At 37.8% G+C, this 17674-nt stretch carries 14 protein-coding genes; 12 read left to right on the forward strand and 2 right to left on the reverse strand.

Features of this window, described 5'->3' with window-relative positions:
* Positions 1-63 precede the first annotated feature (63 nt).
* A complete protein-coding gene (locus tag BKP35_RS05200; RefSeq protein ID WP_245741863.1) occupies positions 64-906 on the reverse strand; it encodes a YihY/virulence factor BrkB family protein in 843 nt (280 codons plus the stop codon).
* Between the two features lie 370 nt (positions 907-1276).
* Here BKP35_RS05200 and BKP35_RS05205 point away from each other — a divergent pair, with 370 nt between their 5' ends.
* The 5 genes from BKP35_RS05205 (at position 1277) to BKP35_RS05225 (ending at position 8446) form a co-directional block, all read left to right on the forward strand.
* Positions 1277-2194 carry a hypothetical protein gene (locus BKP35_RS05205; RefSeq protein WP_071312351.1) on the forward strand — a complete coding sequence of 306 codons (918 nt, stop codon included), beginning with the start codon at positions 1277-1279 and terminating at the stop codon, positions 2192-2194.
* Between the two features lie 208 nt (positions 2195-2402).
* Positions 2403-2645, forward strand: coding sequence for a hypothetical protein (locus BKP35_RS05210; RefSeq protein WP_071312352.1), 243 nt, complete (start codon positions 2403-2405; stop codon positions 2643-2645).
* Between the two features lie 750 nt (positions 2646-3395).
* Positions 3396-3875, forward strand: coding sequence for a Na/Pi symporter (locus BKP35_RS20050; RefSeq protein WP_071312353.1), 480 nt, complete (start codon positions 3396-3398; stop codon positions 3873-3875).
* Positions 3856-4998, forward strand: a complete 1143-nt coding sequence (locus BKP35_RS20055) for a Na/Pi cotransporter family protein (protein ID WP_071312354.1) — start codon at positions 3856-3858, stop codon at positions 4996-4998. The genes BKP35_RS20050 and BKP35_RS20055 overlap by 20 nt, the downstream gene beginning before the upstream one ends.
* A gap of 205 nt (positions 4999-5203) precedes the next feature.
* A complete protein-coding gene (locus BKP35_RS05225; RefSeq protein WP_071312355.1) occupies positions 5204-8446 on the forward strand; it encodes a DEAD/DEAH box helicase in 3243 nt (1080 codons plus the stop codon).
* A gap of 223 nt (positions 8447-8669) precedes the next feature.
* Here the strand turns inward: BKP35_RS05225 and BKP35_RS05230 are convergent, their stop codons facing one another.
* The gene (locus BKP35_RS05230) at positions 8670-10532 is read right to left on the reverse strand and encodes an SLC13 family permease (protein ID WP_169819140.1); all 1863 of its coding nucleotides are present in this window, start codon (positions 10530-10532) and stop codon (positions 8670-8672) included.
* Between the two features lie 112 nt (positions 10533-10644).
* Between BKP35_RS05230 and BKP35_RS19390 the strand changes: the two genes are divergently transcribed.
* From BKP35_RS19390 to BKP35_RS05260, 7 genes are all read left to right on the forward strand, one after another.
* Positions 10645-10800, forward strand: coding sequence for a hypothetical protein (locus tag BKP35_RS19390; protein ID WP_169819141.1), 156 nt, complete (start codon positions 10645-10647; stop codon positions 10798-10800).
* 455 nt (positions 10801-11255) lie between these two features.
* A complete protein-coding gene (locus tag BKP35_RS05235) occupies positions 11256-11450 on the forward strand; it encodes a CDGSH iron-sulfur domain-containing protein (RefSeq protein ID WP_071312357.1) in 195 nt (64 codons plus the stop codon).
* 275 nt (positions 11451-11725) lie between these two features.
* Positions 11726-13381: a hydroxylamine reductase gene (gene hcp, locus BKP35_RS05240; RefSeq protein WP_071312358.1), complete on the forward strand. Its 1656-nt coding sequence runs from the start codon at positions 11726-11728 to the stop codon at positions 13379-13381.
* A 369-nt stretch (positions 13382-13750) separates the two neighbouring features.
* Positions 13751-14119, forward strand: a complete 369-nt coding sequence (locus tag BKP35_RS05245) for a hypothetical protein (RefSeq protein ID WP_071312359.1) — start codon at positions 13751-13753, stop codon at positions 14117-14119.
* Between the two features lie 6 nt (positions 14120-14125).
* Complete coding sequence (locus BKP35_RS05250; RefSeq protein WP_139192808.1) at positions 14126-15502, forward strand: DEAD/DEAH box helicase; 1377 nt, start codon at positions 14126-14128, stop codon at positions 15500-15502.
* A 285-nt stretch (positions 15503-15787) separates the two neighbouring features.
* On the forward strand, positions 15788-16378 hold the full coding sequence (locus tag BKP35_RS05255) for a YkyB family protein (RefSeq protein ID WP_071312361.1): 591 nt from the start codon (positions 15788-15790) through the stop codon (positions 16376-16378).
* A gap of 501 nt (positions 16379-16879) precedes the next feature.
* The gene (locus BKP35_RS05260; RefSeq protein ID WP_071312362.1) at positions 16880-17443 is read left to right on the forward strand and encodes a hypothetical protein; all 564 of its coding nucleotides are present in this window, start codon (positions 16880-16882) and stop codon (positions 17441-17443) included.
* Positions 17444-17674 lie beyond the last annotated feature (231 nt).

Below are 17674 nucleotides of genomic sequence, written 5' to 3' on the forward strand. Positions count from 1 at the left end.
AAGTAAATAACGGAACAAATGTCCGTAAACGTTCGACGACCTTTTCCAGTAAAAATCTATCACTTATCTCCTCAACAAATTCCCTTCACGAATGTTGTATAATGTCGCATTAATCTCGCCACCCAATACGAGGATCAATCCACTCAAGTAAAACCAAATCATTAAAATAATGACACCACCTAAGCTTCCGTACGTTGCGGTATAGTTGTTAAAGTTCGAAATGTAAAACGAAAAACCGAGGGAAATTAATTGCCAAGTAATCGTCGCAAACAGAGCCCCATAAAGTACACGGTGGAAATTTAATTTTTTATTTGGTGCAATGGTGTAAAGGACCATTAAAACAGCTGTCATTATAGCAATCCCAATAAACCAGCGAAGGCGATTTAAATTGACAACAGTCGTATCTGGAAGTCCAAATATTTGATCGATACTCGTTAAAATCACATTTCCGAAAACAGGAAGCAGTAAAGTGATGAAAAGAACGAGAACGAAACCGATCGTCAAAAAAATCGACATGAATCGTAATTTGATAAAAGAACGAGTTTCATCAGTATTGTGCGCTTTATTGAGTGCACGAATGAGTGCATTGATTCCATTAGATGATGTCCAGATCGTCGCTAAGATACCAAACGATAATAACCCACCTTTAGGTTCGGCAATTACTTCTAAGACTGTACCCGTAAATAACTCTGCCAATTCTGGTGGCGCGTAGTCGTGAACAAAGTGGTATATTTGTTCCGTGTTGAGCGGTAAATAAGGAAGTAACGATAACATAAAAATGATTAAAGGAAAGATCGATAACATAAAGTAAAAAGCTAAAGTCGCTGCCCAATCTAAGATTGGGTCTTTTTTTAGTTGTTCAATAAATTCTTTTGCAAAAATATGACCTGCCTGAATGTTTGACAAAAACAGCACCACCTTAATTCTCCTATTGATAGTAAATGCCCAAATCTATATATAAATAAACGATATATACATTAATGAATTTCATCATTCAATCTTGTCCCATTACGTAACGATATGTGTAGTTGCTTTAATTGATTTTAACATAAGTTGTTAATTGTGGAATATTGAAACTTTTTAATTAGAATATCGTTTATAATTAGTAGATGAGTGAATTTCATAATTACCGAAAATGAGCCACATCATGTTTATATATAGTTTGCGAATGGTTTTGACGCAACTATATATTGATCTTAGTGGCGAGAATCATGAATTATGAAATTCATTAAGAGGAAAAAACGCTTTTAAGTGTACAGCTTGAGGGAGGGGAATTATGAAGCATTTTAAAATCATAGTCGTCGTAGCTTTAATGATCAGCTTAATCATCAATGTACGCGTATTATCTAAAATGGGCGATCTCGAAAATCGGGTCAATTCCATTTCAAATTCTCAAATTGATATAAAAAGAAGTGTTGATCATCAATCCAGTCATTTTAATAACACTCTACAAGAATTTAAAAGAGAACAAAGTTGGATTAGTGCGATTGGCACGGATATCGATACGGAGAAATTAGATAACGGTCAACCGACGATTCATTTTAACTGGCAAGTTAAAGAGCTACTTCGCGATTCAGAAGTCAATTTTCATTATAAGTTCGGAGAAGATGAGCATTATGAAAGGGTTCCGGCCGTCGATGTTGGCGATGGTTTGTTTGAGGCAAGTATTTCGGTAGACATTCCGCTTGAGCCCCAATGGTTTACAAACGTTTCTAGATCAAGAGCTAAAAGTGCTAATGAAATGGAAGTTGAACTAATGGTTGAAGAGAAGGCTAGGTATGATATTCATAAAAATCAGCTTTATTATTATGTCACAGTTTCCAATGAGGAGTTAGTGAAGAGTGATGATATTAAAACAACCGACCTTGGCTATTTAGGAACGAGATACTACGGTGTTTTAGAAAGTATGGTTGATTTTCATGGTGATGGCTACAATATTTCTGTGATCGCACCGCCATTATATGATGATAAAGGTATTACTCTTCAGGAAGTTTCTGTAATGAAATATAACAACGGTGTACTAGTCGCAGAAGATAATTTAGAGTTGAGTGAATCAAATACAAATACCGGTCCCGAACAACCTTTAAGATTTCAAAAAAACTTTAACGATGATCAATTTGAATTTACAAGCTTAGTTTTTAAAGTAGTTTATAATAATGGGGCTACTTTTGAAAGAGAGGTTTATATTGAATAGATGGGTTGCTGCTTGTAGTTTTGCGGCGAAAAAACGGTGTCCATTTCGCTTTGCTAAATAAGTGACTTACTGAAAATATCGCACGGCGTTTAAAATATTATTTGACGAAAAGATAATTTTTTTGTGAATTTGATCACTTACAAATGGGAGTCGTTTCCTATATGATTGTACTATAGAAAAAAATAGAGTTAATTCAGGAGGTAATCTTATGGGTTGTGGATGTTCAAGTCACTTAAAAGATGGAATGGCCATTGTTGATCATATTAAAAGTAAAGGGAAAGAAAATTGGGAGCCAAAAAAGGCCCTCGAAATTACATGTCAATGTGGCGAAACTTTTACATTAGAAACAGTCGTTATGAACTGTCCAAAATGTGAAATGACGTATGCGGTAACTCCTTGTAGTTCAGATGATGTTAATAACGTAAAAGTTGCTGGTATGAAATACGCATAAACTTTATGTTTGTGTCGTGTCACAGGTTAAGTTATTTTAAAAAATGTTACCAACATGAAAAAACAATCATCAAATCAATAACCACTAAATTGAGACGAAGCTAAATCAATTACGTCTTTATTTAGTGGTTATTTTTTGTGAGAGAGCGTTTTAAAACCCATAGTAAGAAGTTCACACTCGACCAAAGTTCTAATTACCTCATATTTGTATATGATTAATAAAGTGCAAAAATGGAGGTAAGTCACAAGCACGCCCCGAAATTCCTTGTTTCACAACGTTGTTCCACAAGCCGTTCGCTGGAAAATAAATAAAATCTCCTAACTGAGGGTGGGACAAAAGTGTCTGACACAACAAGGATCCTACTAAATATAGACGTAAAGAATTATCATATGTCTATATTCGGTGTCTAGCGGTGTCTGACACTTTGTTTTGTCCCACCCTCATTTTTATCTCAAAAAAATTTTATAATAAAGCGAGTTTCAACATCCAAATATGCCACATAAAGATACATTTAGTTAAGTACGGTTCAATTCAACTGGATTGAGGAGCCAAGTTTCAAAAAAATATGATTCATTAAAAACACTTTAATCGTTTCTTCCTATTAGCAAGTCTTTATTTGATGATCGATTTTATTGAACGTAGTGCAAAGAAATGTAACTCGTCAAGTCGTGAGATTAAATAAGGTAGTGGAAAACGTTCGATGAATTCTTGAACTGACTTTACCCGCTACTACTATAGGAGAGTGTTAGGATGGAATGGGTAACACAAATGATTATGGGGGTGTTAGGTGGGCTAGGTATATTTTTATATGGAATGTATTTAGCTAGTGAAGGGTTAAGAAAATCAGCTTCTAGCCATTTAAAAGAATTTTTGAGTAAAGTGACGAAAAACCAACTTTTAGGTTCGGTTGTCGGGATTGTTTTAGCGGCGGTTTTGCAGTCTTCGAGTGCGGCGACGGTTATGGTCGTCGGCTTTGTTAATGCTGGCTTGTTAACTTTAAGGCAAGCAATGGGGGTTATGCTCGGGACGGCAATCGGAACGACGATCACTGTACAACTAATTGCTTTTAAAATTACTGATTACGCACTTTTATTTATTGCGGTAGGGGTGTTAATTTTTCTCGTCTCATCGACCCAAAAGAAAGCGGTTGGGACGATTTTATTAGGGTTTGGTTTTGTTTTTTTTCGGAATGGGAATTATCACCGATGCGATGAAACCGATCGAGAATAATCCTGAATTGTCAGGGGCGTTTCTATATTTAACGGATAATCTTTTAATTACAGTCATGATCGCTTTAATTTTTACAGCGATCATTCAAAATAGTGCCGCCACCATTGCGATAGCGATGACGTTAGCGGTTAGTGGATCACTAACACTTGAAGCGGCGATTGCCATCGTTTATGGTGCCAATGTCGGAACCGTCGTTACGGCGCTGATTTCCAGTATAAAGGCTTCAAAAGATGCGCAACGAACGGCTGTCGCGCATGCAATTTTTAAAATGATTGGCGTTTTGTTTTTCCTTCCAATCACATCATTTTTCGTTTCTGGATTACAAATGTTAGGTGGAGATATTGAACGACAAATTGCTAACGCCCACACGATTTTTAACATGGTCAATTTAATTATACTTTTGCCGTTTTGTAATAAATTTGCCGATTGGATGGTGACAATGCTTCCTAGTAAAGAGAAATTGCCAAAACATGTGAAGTACTTGGATCCTGATAGTTTAGAAGTTCCAGTTGTTGCTCTGATCCAGACAAGAAAAGAATTAGGTAGTATGGCTAGTTTAATAGATCAAGAGATGCTAAGTAAATTCGAAGCGATGTTAGATGAAAAAAATCCAGGTTATCGCCAATCTGTGATTGAATATGAAAGCACAATTGATAAAATTTATCGTGAGATTTACCATTATTTACAAGATATCACTGAGCAAGAACTTTCTGAGGATGAGTCGATGGAAAGTTTAAAATATCTTTATATTAATAATGAGTTAGAGGGGATATCAGATGCTGTGCAACGAATGGCGTTGATTACGATTAAACTCGAAGATACACATACGAGCTTAAGTAAGTCGGAGGTAGAAGGAATTACACAGTTGTACAACGAGGTTGTAGTAAGTTTTCATGAAGCTCTTGAAGCGTTCGAAGAAAATGATGGAACGAGAGCCATTAACGTCATTAAAAGAAATCCACTCATTTTAAAAACAGAAAGAAATTTAAGGTTTCTCCATTTTAATAATGGTGATCATCAAAGCAGCCGTCTTAGCTCGATTTACGTTGATCTTTTAAGTCAACTATTAAAAATTAATCACCATTCTTTTAATATTTCGCAGGCGTTAATTGGGAGGGTGTAGAAAGATACGATGACGGAGACATTGTTTCAGTTTTGTGAATGATCAGGGCTAGACGGTGTTTTATACATCGTTTTTGAAATCGTGTTCGCAGCCGATTTTCTCACTAGGTCTGATTATTCCCTTTATGGTACAATCGTTTAAGAGTGAAGGTGCGGTGAGACCGACTTATAATGAAAAAATGTCCTCGGGAAGGAGAAGGCTCGTTTTGAATATTAAAGTAACTCCAAAACTAATTCAAGATATGTGCGGGACGGTCTCCTTCAAAAAAGGGGACTCTTTTCATCGTGCGAATAAAGTGTCATTTGAAAAATTTGAAGAGGATCATTGTGAAGCCATCGTGACAGGAACGGAAGATTTTTATGTCACAGTTCATAGCACACGTGAAGGGGGGATTCACGCGCAGTGCAGCTGTCCGAAACTTGCTTCTTTTCAAAAGGATTGTCAGCATATTGCTGCAGTTTTGTTGGCGATATATGAGCAACAAGGACGAGGGACGAGCCCGATCAGTGGTGGGCAGGACAGTTCTTCCAATGATCCAGCTTTAACAGAAGGGTTGCTAACACTATTTAATGATCCGCCGCGGCGGAAAAGTCAGCAACAAACTTATTTTGAAAAAAGACAAGTAGTTGCAGTGGAATTTGTGTGTCAACCCGTACGAGTCAGTAATGATCAATATATGTTCGGTTTACAGTTGAAGTTCGAGCAAGCGTTTGTAAAAAATATTCGCGAATTTTTACAGCTAGTGGAAGAAGGCAAGAGAAGTTCAGTTTCAAGTACCTACAATTACGATCCGACCAAACATTGTTTTGATAAAAATACAGAGGCTGTCATCCGTGAACTCATTCGGGTGAATAAAGATGAAAAAGTGTATAGCGAAGCAACGTCGTCTCTAGAAAATGATCGAATGTTGCTGATAGCTCCGTCTTCGTGGGAAAGGCTTTTGCGATTATTTGAGAACTCCCCTCTCGTGAAGTTGAATGATGGTGCAGAAACTTATGATGAATTTGAAGTAGCTAATGACAAACTTTCTTTACATTTCGAATTAGTGAAAGGGAATGGGACTGGCTATCATCTGAAGGTCCACGGTCTAAAGCAGCTCATCGTTTTGGCCGACTATAACTCAGTTATTTCTGAAGGGGTCATCATCGAGATGAATAGCGAAGATTGCCAACGTCTGTCAGATTTAATAAAGATGATGACAACTTCTGGCGCAGAGTACATCCCGATCCCCAAGGAGCAAATTCATTTTTTCTTAGATAAAGTCGTACCTGGTTTAAAAAAACTAGGCGAGGTCAAAATATCTGCTGTGATTTCAGAAGGGCTAGTAAACACACCGTTGAAGGCAAAGCTTTATTTAGATCGAGTTAAAAATCGTCTCCTAGCAGGGCTCGAATTTCAATATGAAAATTGGGTGATCAACCCGCTTGAATCTCGTGCTTCTACGGAAGGGCCAATGTCGTTCACTTCTTCGGAACCACAACCATTAGCAGGTAGCCCGATGATCCGTGATGTCGATAAAGAGGAAGAAATCCTTCAGTTAATGGACGATAGTGGGTTTGCGAAGACAGATGGCGGATATTTGTTGCATAACGAAGAATTGGAATATGAATTTTTATCGTATGTCGTACCGAAACTTCAAAAACTGGTGCAAATTTATGCGACAACCTCTGTAAAAATGCGGATTTTCAAAGGAAATAAACCGCCACAAATTAAAGTGAAGAAAAAAAAAGACCGCACGAATTGGCTTGAATTCAAGTTTGAAATGGACGGAATCCCTGAACAACATATTCGTGAAATTTTACAAGCGTTAGAGGAAAAACGAAAATTTTATCGTCTGAACGGTTCGCTGCTCCCATTGGAAACAAAAGAGTTTGAAGACGTTCAACACTTTTTAGCAAACGTTCCAAACCAATATGAAGATTTAGAAAAGGGCTTGAATGTCCCGATTGTCCGAGGACTGCAGTTACTTGATACGGTTCAAGGTAGTGATATTTTTACGCCAGAGCAATCTTTTTCTCAGTTCCTGGATCATCTCAGGAATCCTGGAAGCTTAAAGTTTGTAGTACCTGAAGAGCTAAAGCCGATATTGCGCGACTATCAAAAGCAAGGTTTTCAATGGATGAAAACGTTGGCTCACTACGGTTTTGGCGGGATACTCGCCGATGATATGGGTCTCGGAAAAACGTTACAAAGCATTACGTTCATTGTCTCAGAGCTACAAGAAATCCGGAAAAAGAAAAGACCTGTTTTAATCGTATGTCCGTCATCTTTAACGTACAACTGGCTCAGTGAATTCAAGAAATTTTCACCTTATGTACGAGCAATCATCATTGACGGCGATCAAAAAGATCGTATAAAAAAGCTGAAAACTATTACGGATGTCGACGTTGTCATTACGTCTTATCCTTTGTTACGAAAGGATATTAGCTCGTATGAAAAACAATCCTTTCATAGCGTGTTTTTTGATGAGGCCCAAGCTTTTAAAAATCCGGTAACACAAACGGCTCGTGCAGTGAAGAAAATCGAGGCTGATACTCGCTTTGCTTTAACCGGGACTCCGGTAGAAAACTCATTAGTCGAGTTGTGGTCGATTTTTCACGTCGTCTTTCCGGAACTTTTTCAAGGCTTAAAAGAATATAGCTATCTTTCGAAGAAGGCGATCTCGAGGAGAACAAGTGCGTTTTTACTTCGCAGAATAAAGGAGGATGTGCTTGAAGAGCTTCCAAAAAAAATCGAGTCGATGGAAAAAGTCGATTTGTTTCCAGAACAAAAAAAGCTTTACGCTGCTTATTTAGCCAAGCTAAAACATGAAACATTGAAGCATCTCGACAAAGATACACTGAAGAAAAATAAGATCAAAATTCTCGCTGGGTTGACGCGATTACGACAAATTTGTTGCCATCCAAGTTTGTTTGTTGACGGTTATCAAGGAAGTTCGGCGAAATTCGAACAATTGATGCAGTTAATCAACGAAGCAAAGCTATCCGGAAGAAGGGTCCTGATTTTTTCACAGTTTACCAAAATGCTTGAGCTGATTGGCAGACAATTAACAGGTGATGGAGAGCCGTTTTTTTATCTTGATGGACAAACTCCATCAGAAGAAAGATTGGAAATTTGCGATCGCTTTAATCGTGGAGAACGTGATTTTTTCCTCATATCGTTAAAAGCAGGTGGCACAGGGCTTAACTTGACAGGCGCTGATACGGTGATCCTTTATGACCTTTGGTGGAACCCGGCTGTTGAAGAGCAAGCAGCCGACCGCGCCCATCGCATCGGACAAACGAATGATGTACAAGTGATTAAGCTCGTTACTAAAGGGACGATAGAAGAAAAAATCAACGAACTGCAAGAAAAGAAAAGAGATTTAATCGAAGAAATTATCGACCCGCACGAGGAACGAACTCCAAAATTAACGGATGAGGATATTCGAGAGATATTGATGGTTTGATAAGTCGAAATGACTTACAACCATTGTAAAGGGAACGTTGAATTTGCTGACGTTCCCTTTACATTATGAAAATTAGTTGAACGTCACGATGATGGTCCCAATGTGACGTTTACAAGCTGAAAACCGTAGCAAACGTCACTTTGAACGAAACTCAAATGGCTTGCTCCTCAAGTACACATATTATTGCACATAGTCCGGTCAGAATTTTCCCCGCTCAATAATACTAGAAAGGAAACATCAACGGCACCAATAAAATTGCAATAATCGCGATCAATATTTGCAAAGGAATACCGACACGAACGAAGTCCAAAAATGAGTACTTCCCTGCAGCCATCACCATCGCATTCGGCGGTGTAGCGACAGGTGTGGCAAACGCCATACTAGATGAAAAAGCAACAGCCATTACCATCGGAAACGGACTAACGCCCATCTGTTCGGCGGTTAAAATTGCCACAGGAAACAATAAAACGGCGGTCGCTGTATTACTAATGAATTGACTAAACAGTGAAGTGATCGCGTATAAACCTGCTAGAACTGCAATCGGACCAACCCCACCTAAACTTTGAATAAGACCTTCTGACAAGAATGTGACTCCACCGGTATTTTCTAACGCTGTCGCCATCGGAAGCATACAGGCGATAAGAATGACAGTTTGCCAATTGATCGACTGGTAAGCTTGATCGGTTTGTCGAACACAGCCGGTCAAAACCATAAATACCGCAGCAACGACAATCGCTACGACGGCTGGTACCCATTCTAAGACCATCGCTAATAACATTACAAACAAGATAATCCCAGCAACCATACTTTTCTGTGTTTGATTGGCTAGGTCAGTTGCTCCGGCTGCTGATTTTAAGATGACCGTGTCATTCTTTTCAGCAGAAAGGAGGTTAATATCTTTCCACTTCCCATGAACGAGTATCGAATCTCCATACAGCAACGTTTCGTCTTCATTAAACCTTCTCGGCTCACTGAATTGGTGTTTCAAAGCTAAAACCGTTAATCCGTATTTTTCTCTAAAATTCACTTGTTGAATCGTCTGATTAATTAACCGTGATCGTGGTGTTAAAATCACCTCAGCTAAATGAGCTTCTTCTAATTGCTGATTTCCTTTTTGTAAAGTTAGACCAGTGTTAGCAACTAATTGTTTCACGGCAGTTTCTTCTCCATAAATAAGAAAAATATCATCTGCTTCGATGACATAACTCGGTTCAATAGTCATCCGTTGTGTTTGAAGACGTCCGATAATTCGTGTTAGAGCAGTTGCTTCTTTTTTTATGACTTCTAACACGGTGATTTGATATGTACTAGGTAATCTTAGTTCTTTAATTGTAGAACCGACGAGGTCGCTACTTGGTGGAGCTTTAACGGCAAAAATTTGATTCGTCACTCCGTACTGTTCAACGAGTTCTTCTGCATCAAACTTTTCAGTTGTACCTGTTTTATTTTCGATAGGTTTATCGAGCATTTTTCGACCTACAAACCATAAATAAAGAATACCAGTGGCCAGCATCGCTAGACCAATCGGGGTGAACGCGAAAAAAGAAAGAGCGCCATAACCCGCGTCGTGTAAACTTTGACTGGCAATTAAGTTAGGTGCTGTACCAATTAACGTTAAAGCTCCACCCATACTACTTGCAAAAGCCATCGGGATCAAAAGCTTTCCTGGATGGAGCTGCATTTGCCTACACAAACTAACGACGATCGGAAGAAGGATCGCCACTGTCCCTGTATTACTTATAAAACCACTTAAGACAGCGACTAAAACCAGCATAAAAATCGTTAACTTTAATTCGCTGTTGCCTGTTTTTTTTACGAGTAAATCACCCGCTTTTTGTGCTAGTCCACTTTGAAAAACTCCTTCTCCGACGATGAACAACGCAGCAACCATAATCACGACACTATTGGAAAAACCAGCGAACGCTTCACCAACGGTAATAAGTCCGGTTAACAATAAAGCATGCAACGCATTAACAGCCACTAAATCTGCTCGAAACCGAGGCACTAAAAAACAAATCGTCGTTATAATTAAAATCACGAACACCAACTGCATATCAGAAATCATATCACTGTATCCTTTCAACAACTTCTATTTAAGAAAAGCGCAAGTCGCCCGCCTATCGGCGAAAACCGGTGGAAGACCTTCCCGTAGCGGTCAGGTTTTAGACCGCAAGGGAAAGTCTGAATCGGTCGAGCCGATGGCGCCTGCTCCTGCGATTACTCGTCGCACGAAAACATTTGCTCCTGCGATTACTCGTCGCACGGAAACATTTGCTCCTGCGATTACTCGTCGCACGGAAACATTTGCTCCTGCGATTACTCGTCGCAAAACTCCACTGCAGCATATTCAGTGAAGCATCTTGGAGCTAGACACCTTTCCAAGTTCAAATATTTTAAACCTTCTTACCTTTTTTAAAAATCTATGTGAACTTAGTGACTTAGTGTTATCGTTCACATGCCTACTTATATTAAAAAGCCGACATATGTTTTTAAAATGTACGAATACCTTCTGGATTATTCTTCATTGTCATTAAAAACAAAATGTAACTGTCTTGTAATGTTAAAGTTATAATTATAGGAATCTGATTTTGGTTTGATTGAAAGTTCATATTGAGAAAGGCTAAACAACTTAATGAATTTCAGAAACAGCCTTTCCAAGCTTTTAATTTTTGCTAAATCTTGCGAGTTCCGTAGTTTAAATAGTAAGAATCATTTTTTTTGGTGTCATAAACTTATAGATAAGAAATTATAATGAATATTAGGATCAAGTATTAATTTAGCAACGCTTTTCAGGAGGGAGGGGTTTTAGTTGGCTACTATTAAGGTAAATGATAATGGTTCTTTACGTGTAACTGGAGATGTTGAGTTAGTGGATGGAGAAGGAAATAAATTCACAACGAAACAAACGTTTTCACTTTGTAGGTGTGGTCTAGCAAAAAACAAGCCGTTTTGTGATGGGGCACATAAAGGAAAATTTGATAGTATGGTAAGAGCGGATAAATAAAGTAATAAACTAAGAACGGCACCTAAAAAGGTACCGTTCTTAGTTTGTGTGAGGATCATTCAGTTAGCATTTCTGCTCGGTTTTGTAAAAAAGACATATTTTGTTCACAAATTAAATAAGATTTTTCCACCAAAGTGATATAGGTCACCTCGTTAATAACATTTCCTTGTTAAGCTTAGTGTGTGAAGGGGAAAACAAACGAAAAACATCTAAGAAATAACAGAGTTCCCACAAAATACATTATAAGAAGGAATTATCTAAGGAGGAGTTTTTACATGAGTATGTTTTGTTACCAATGCCAAGAGGCTGCTAAAAACACTGGTTGTGACATGATGGCTGGGGTTTGTGGAAAAACGAGTGAAGTTTCTAATTTACAAGATCTATTAATCTATACATTAAAAGGTGTCGCTTTTGTTAATCAAGAAGCACGTAAAGCAGGCATTAATGAAAAAAATACAGACCGTCTAATTATGGATGGACTTTTTACAACAATTACAAATGCTAACTTTAGTGATGAAAGTGTTATTGAGCGTATTGAAAAAGCACTTCAAGAGCGTGCAAAAATTAAAGCTGCATTAGTAGATAAAGGAGTAATGCTAGGTTCTGATTTACCTGACTATGCAACTTGGACAGCAGTACGCGATGAGTTCATCAACAAATCTGAAGAAGGTCAAGTCGGAATTTTATCTACTGAAAATGAAGATGTTCGTAGCTTACGTTCACTAGTTTTATTCGGATTAAAAGGAATGGCCGCATACGCAAAGCACGCGTTCCAATTAAACTATCAAAAAGATGAAATTTCTGCTTTCATCGAAAAAGCGTTAGTTGCAACAGAAGACGATTCGCTTGGTGCTGATGAGCTAGTTAGCCTAGTTATGGAAACAGGTAAATACGGTGTAGACGTAATGGCATTATTAGATGAAGCTAACACAACTAAGTACGGTCATCCAGAAATGACGGAAGTAAAAATTGATACGCGTAACAACCCAGCAATTCTCGTAAGTGGACATGATTTAAAAGACTTTGAAGAACTTTTAGAACAAACAGCAGGTACTGGAGTTGACGTTTATACTCACTCTGAAATGCTTCCTGCAAACTACTACCCAGCGTTCAAAAAATATGAGCATTTCTACGGAAACTACGGAAACGCTTGGTGGAAACAAAAAGAAGAATTCGAAAGCTTTAACGGACCAGTTTTATTCACGACAAACTGTATCGTTCCGCCAAGAGCGAGCTATAAAGACCGCGTTTACACGACAGGTTCAACAGCTTATCCAGGATTTACGCACATTCCTGATCGTCAAGATGGCGGTAAGAAAGATTTCTCTGAAATCATTGAGCATGCGAAAAAATTACCTGCTCCAACAGCTATCGAAGAAGGAACGATCGTTGGTGGCTTCGCTCACAACCAAGTAACTCAATTAGCTGATAAAGTAGTTGACGCTGTAAAATCTGGCGCGATTAAAAAGTTCTTCGTAATGGCTGGTTGTGACGGACGTATGAAGTCTCGTGACTACTACTCAGAATTCGCGAAAGGACTTCCGCAAGATACTGTTATTTTAACAGCAGGTTGTGCAAAATATCGCTACAACAAGCTTCCATTAGGAGACATCGGTGGTATTCCACGTGTACTTGATGCTGGACAATGTAACGATTCTTACTCATTAGCTGTTGTTGCTATGAAGTTGAAAGAAATCTTTGACTTAAACGACATTAACGATTTACCGATCGAATATAACATCGCTTGGTATGAGCAAAAAGCAGTTATCGTTCTATTAGCTCTTTTATACCTAGGGGTAAAAGACATTAAATTAGGGCCAACATTACCTGCATTCTTATCACCAAATGTAGCTAACGTATTGGTAGAAAAATTCGGAATTAGTGGTATTACAGATGTAGAACAAGACATGGATGTATACATGGCTAAATAAGATCTATTATGATCGCTTCTTATCAAATAGGAGGCAGAATGATTATTGAAAGCACCCAAACTTTTGGGTGCTTTTTTGATTTCTGGTACGAGAGACCGAACGTACGGCAATTGACAAAATAACGGATCTGATGTCAGAAAAGGGAAATCTCAATTTTGCAAAAACCTTATCAATTTTTTCGATATTACCTCGAAGTCTTGCACATTCCATTCGTTTTATTATAAAGGTTATGCACACTTTTCAAAAAATAGCGCCTATTTTTTGAGGACAAGATGTGTTGGAGTTGCAAGAAGTTGCTTTTGTTTAACAAAAGTAGATATAAGAAATATGCGCTCGACATAATCTAGTAATAAGAAAAGGAGGGGTAGCATGCCGATTACTGGTAAAGATATGGAAGAAATGAAAGATCATCTCAAAAATAATTGGCGCCTAGAAGATGGGCGTTACGTCGTCTTAGTTGAAGACGTTAATATTAGCACGGTCGCTGATGGGAAAAGACCGCTTTGTTGGGAGCTGAAAGTTGTTCGTTCTGGTCGAAAATTACAAAAGTTTCATTGGATTGAGAAAGCAGGTGGAGTGGGTATTTTAATCACTGACTTACAAAATCTTGGAATGAGACATATTACTCCAGATAATGCCATTAATGCATGTAATAGTTTAATTGGAAAAAAAATCGAAATTAATGTAGAGTACAACGGCGAATACCAAAACATCATTTTTTTAAGGAAAATAGAATAGTCATTGATGCCACCTGTTGTAATTACGATCTCAGACGGCATTTATGTACCGAAAACTATACCACATTACTTCATTACAGCCCTTTATCGTGACCTTACGATAAAAAACCCCGCATACATCGAAGCAAAAAGTTTTCAACGAAGTACGAAATCGATTCCTAAAGAAATTAAGCTTTTTAAAGAAATGAAAGAAGCTATTCGCCTTCCGAGAGGATATTTATTTCATTTGATTAAAAGATTAAAAGATGAAAAGATAGCCTATGAGTTTGTAAATGAGACAGTTACAGTTTCTGTTGATTATCCTGAAATGGTGGGCTGTCTTAGGACATATCAAAATGAGGCAATTTTAAAAGCCCATAAATACCGGCAGGGCGTCATTATTAGTCCTTGTGGATCTGGGAAAACCGTAATGGGTATCTTCTTTTTAGCGATGACTGGTCAAAAAACGTTATGGGTCACACATACGAAAGATTTGATGTACCAAACGATCGACCAAATCGAGAAGTTTCTTCGCATTCCAGCTAAGGAAATCGGAAGGATCGGCGATGGAAAAAAAGTGATTGGTGAAAAAGTCACCGTTGGTCTCGTGCAAAGCTTAGTCAAATATGATAAAGATCTTTTACGTAAAAGCTTTGGGGCGATCGTCATTGATGAAGCTCACCGAGTACCGAGTAAAACCTTTCAAAATATTGTTGAGATATCTAAGGCGAAATTTCGTCTCGGACTGACGGCAACACCGAAACGAAAAGACGGACTAGAGCCGATTCTTTATCACGTTGTCGGTCAAACTTTATATGAAATTACTGAGGAAGATTTGTTAAAAGAAAATCGAATATTAATTCCTGAGGTCCGGAAAATTTTCACGGATTTTCGTTCAAAAAGTGCTGACTTTCAGAGCCTGATGAAACAACTAATCAAATGCCGTGAACGCAACCAATTAATTGTCGAAACTGTAAAAGAAACCTTGAATAGTTGTGAAGTCGCGTTATTGCTATCAAATCGCGTCGCGCATTGTGAGACGATCGCCAAAATATTAAAAAAAGAAGTTCCGCTTTTAAAAATCGCAGTGTTAACAGGAAAAGTAAGTAAAGATGATCGCGAGAAGGTGATAAATCAAGCCCGAAGCAATGAATTGAATCTGATTATCGCGACCCAATTGGCGGACGAAGGCTTAGACATTCCGAACTTAAATAAGTTGTATTTAGCGACCCCAGCAAAATCAAAGTCAAAAGTGAAACAGCAGCTCGGGCGGATCATGCGAAATGTCGAGGCGAAGCAAACTCCGGTTGTTTACGATTTTGTCGACCTGCAAGTGCCAATGCTACAGCGCCACGCCAATATTCGAACTGTCGTTTATAATGAGTTAGGGTGTGAAATTTGGTAAGAGTTTGAGAAAAGAGATACCGGTGCGGACGTATGTTCTGTTATCTGTGAAATTTTTCATAGGATAACGGAACGGATGTCCGCTGAAATTTGTTAAATAAAATAAAACCCCCAACTAACCATCCCATTGCTATTGAGACCCCAATCGATTACAATATTAGTGAATATGGTTGTGGGACAAGCTCAGCCTTTTAGATGCGATTTTACTCCTATAATTTTCAACGGTAAAATAACGCACTAGCTGATCCAAAAAAATTTTTATAATTTAATAGAAAGGAGAAATCGAATGAGCAAATTAGATAATAGTTGCACAATTCTAGATATCGAATCCATCAAACAGGCGTTATATTCAGTGAATCGCCATGCCAAAACAGCAATTAGCAAGCGCGAATTGTATCGTCTAAAATATGAGACACTGTTAAAGCTAATTAAAATTGGACATGCCCAAAAAGTGCATCTTGAGTTTAGTACTCAGACAGGAAGATCACAGCAAAGTACGGTTGTTTTAGTCAAAGTTGGGACAAAAACAGAAGGAGAACCTCTTTACTTTCATATGCTTCCAGAAAAAGACGATTTTAAATGTTTAAATCATACAGGAGCTACAATTAGCCAAAACCTCCATAACCCCAAAAGTACGATGTCTCTAAATACTGCGAAAAGAATCCTTCAACAATTTGTTGGTGTCACTAAAACGAAAGATCATGCAACAAAATCGCACCAATTTCAAAGGTCGCATAGTTCGAACACGACGTACAAATCAACCAGGTCACATACGTCACACAAATCAAAGAGATCAAACAAACCATCTAGGCCCACGCTTAATAAAAATATTTTTACTTCTTCTTTTCTTGACGGTAGCTCACGACCACGGAAATAATAAACCTTCATCATATCCCACAGCCATCCATTCATTCAACTTAGCATTAAGATAAGCGTTATCTTAACGCTAGTAAGCCAGAAGTAAACAATAACCCGTCTCAAATCGAGATGGGTTATTGTTGTTTAGTTATGAAAATGATTTCGCTAGCATAAAAATGATGAACTACATTTCTAAAGCGTGCCATTCCCACGACAAAATCCAGCTGCGTGTCCTTCTCTCGTGGACAAAAACGTCAAATGTCCACGAGCGGTGTCAGACACCAATGAAAGTTCACTTTCACCAACATTAATGAAATTAAGTTCCTAAGAAATGTTCCTTCAAAGAAAGTGAACTTTCCCGTAGTAACTTATGTACAGGGGACACCGAAACGAAGAGTTCTACAACAACATTAGCATAAATATAATGAATTAAAATAAAAATGCATTCAATAGGATAAAAAGCAACACTATACATGCCAAATCTGTACCACCACAACTTTTAAAATTGGAGTGAATTGATTTGAATTCGAATTTATTAAAGTTAAAAGAAAGAACGGATGCGCTCGTCTCCAGTAAAGAAAAACTTAATAAATACGAAGAAATGGTAAAAGCATTAAACGATAATAGTATAAGCCCTAAAAATCACGTCCAAAATTTTATGAAGCTAACGAAGCAAATGGAACAAGACGAACCCGATAAGGAAGAGATAAAAACACAATTAGTATCTAATATTAAAGACGTAAAAAAGGAACTTGATAAAGTCGAGCTGTATATAAAATTTTATGAAGCATTTATCACTTTTCTTGCTTTATCGATCACAGCGAATAACGAAGCTTTGCCGATCTATGAAAAACTAACAAAAAGAAGAAAAATCTCACAAGAGTATTTTGATATATTTGCAAGTCTCATTTTAGATGATACATCACCAACTGAAATTACGAATGTCGAAGTCACCGTTTTAAAGGATAAAATTAAAGAGAGTGAGAAAGATACAGAGGGAGCTAAAAAGACACTAAAAGAACTACAAGAAGCTCAATCACAACTACAAAAGATCATTTCTCTTTATCAAAAAGCGTTAACATGATTGATATAACATAAATTGGCTATGCATTATAAATCCATAAATAATATCTCTGTAAAAATTTCACTTTTTGAGCAACTTTATATTTGATATGCAATTTCAAAGAAGGTAAGGCCTATGTAGCAGGTCGATATCTTCTTTTTCTTTTATAAAACACAGTTAAATCCTCGCTAATAGCAGACAATTTAGTGAAACTGATTTACTTAGATGTAGTCAGTTCCACCTCCGGTTCCT

Origin of the sequence: Anaerobacillus arseniciselenatis (genome assembly GCF_001865995.1) — a bacterium.
Taxonomy (GTDB): domain Bacteria; phylum Bacillota; class Bacilli; order Bacillales; family Anaerobacillaceae; genus Anaerobacillus; species Anaerobacillus arseniciselenatis.

Coding starts and splice junctions, on each gene's coding strand:
- BKP35_RS05250 (WP_139192808.1), top strand. CDS start 14,126: ATGCCACCTGTTGTAATTACGATCTCAGACGGCATTTATGTACCGAAA.
- BKP35_RS05255 (WP_071312361.1), top strand. CDS start 15,788: ATGAGCAAATTAGATAATAGTTGCACAATTCTAGATATCGAATCCATC.
- BKP35_RS05205 (WP_071312351.1), top strand. CDS start 1,277: ATGAAGCATTTTAAAATCATAGTCGTCGTAGCTTTAATGATCAGCTTA.
- BKP35_RS05245 (WP_071312359.1), top strand. CDS start 13,751: ATGCCGATTACTGGTAAAGATATGGAAGAAATGAAAGATCATCTCAAA.
- hcp (WP_071312358.1), top strand. CDS start 11,726: ATGAGTATGTTTTGTTACCAATGCCAAGAGGCTGCTAAAAACACTGGT.
- BKP35_RS20050 (WP_071312353.1), top strand. CDS start 3,396: ATGGAATGGGTAACACAAATGATTATGGGGGTGTTAGGTGGGCTAGGT.
- BKP35_RS05210 (WP_071312352.1), top strand. CDS start 2,403: ATGGGTTGTGGATGTTCAAGTCACTTAAAAGATGGAATGGCCATTGTT.
- BKP35_RS19390 (WP_169819141.1), top strand. CDS start 10,645: ATGGCGCCTGCTCCTGCGATTACTCGTCGCACGAAAACATTTGCTCCT.
- BKP35_RS20055 (WP_071312354.1), top strand. CDS start 3,856: ATGAAACCGATCGAGAATAATCCTGAATTGTCAGGGGCGTTTCTATAT.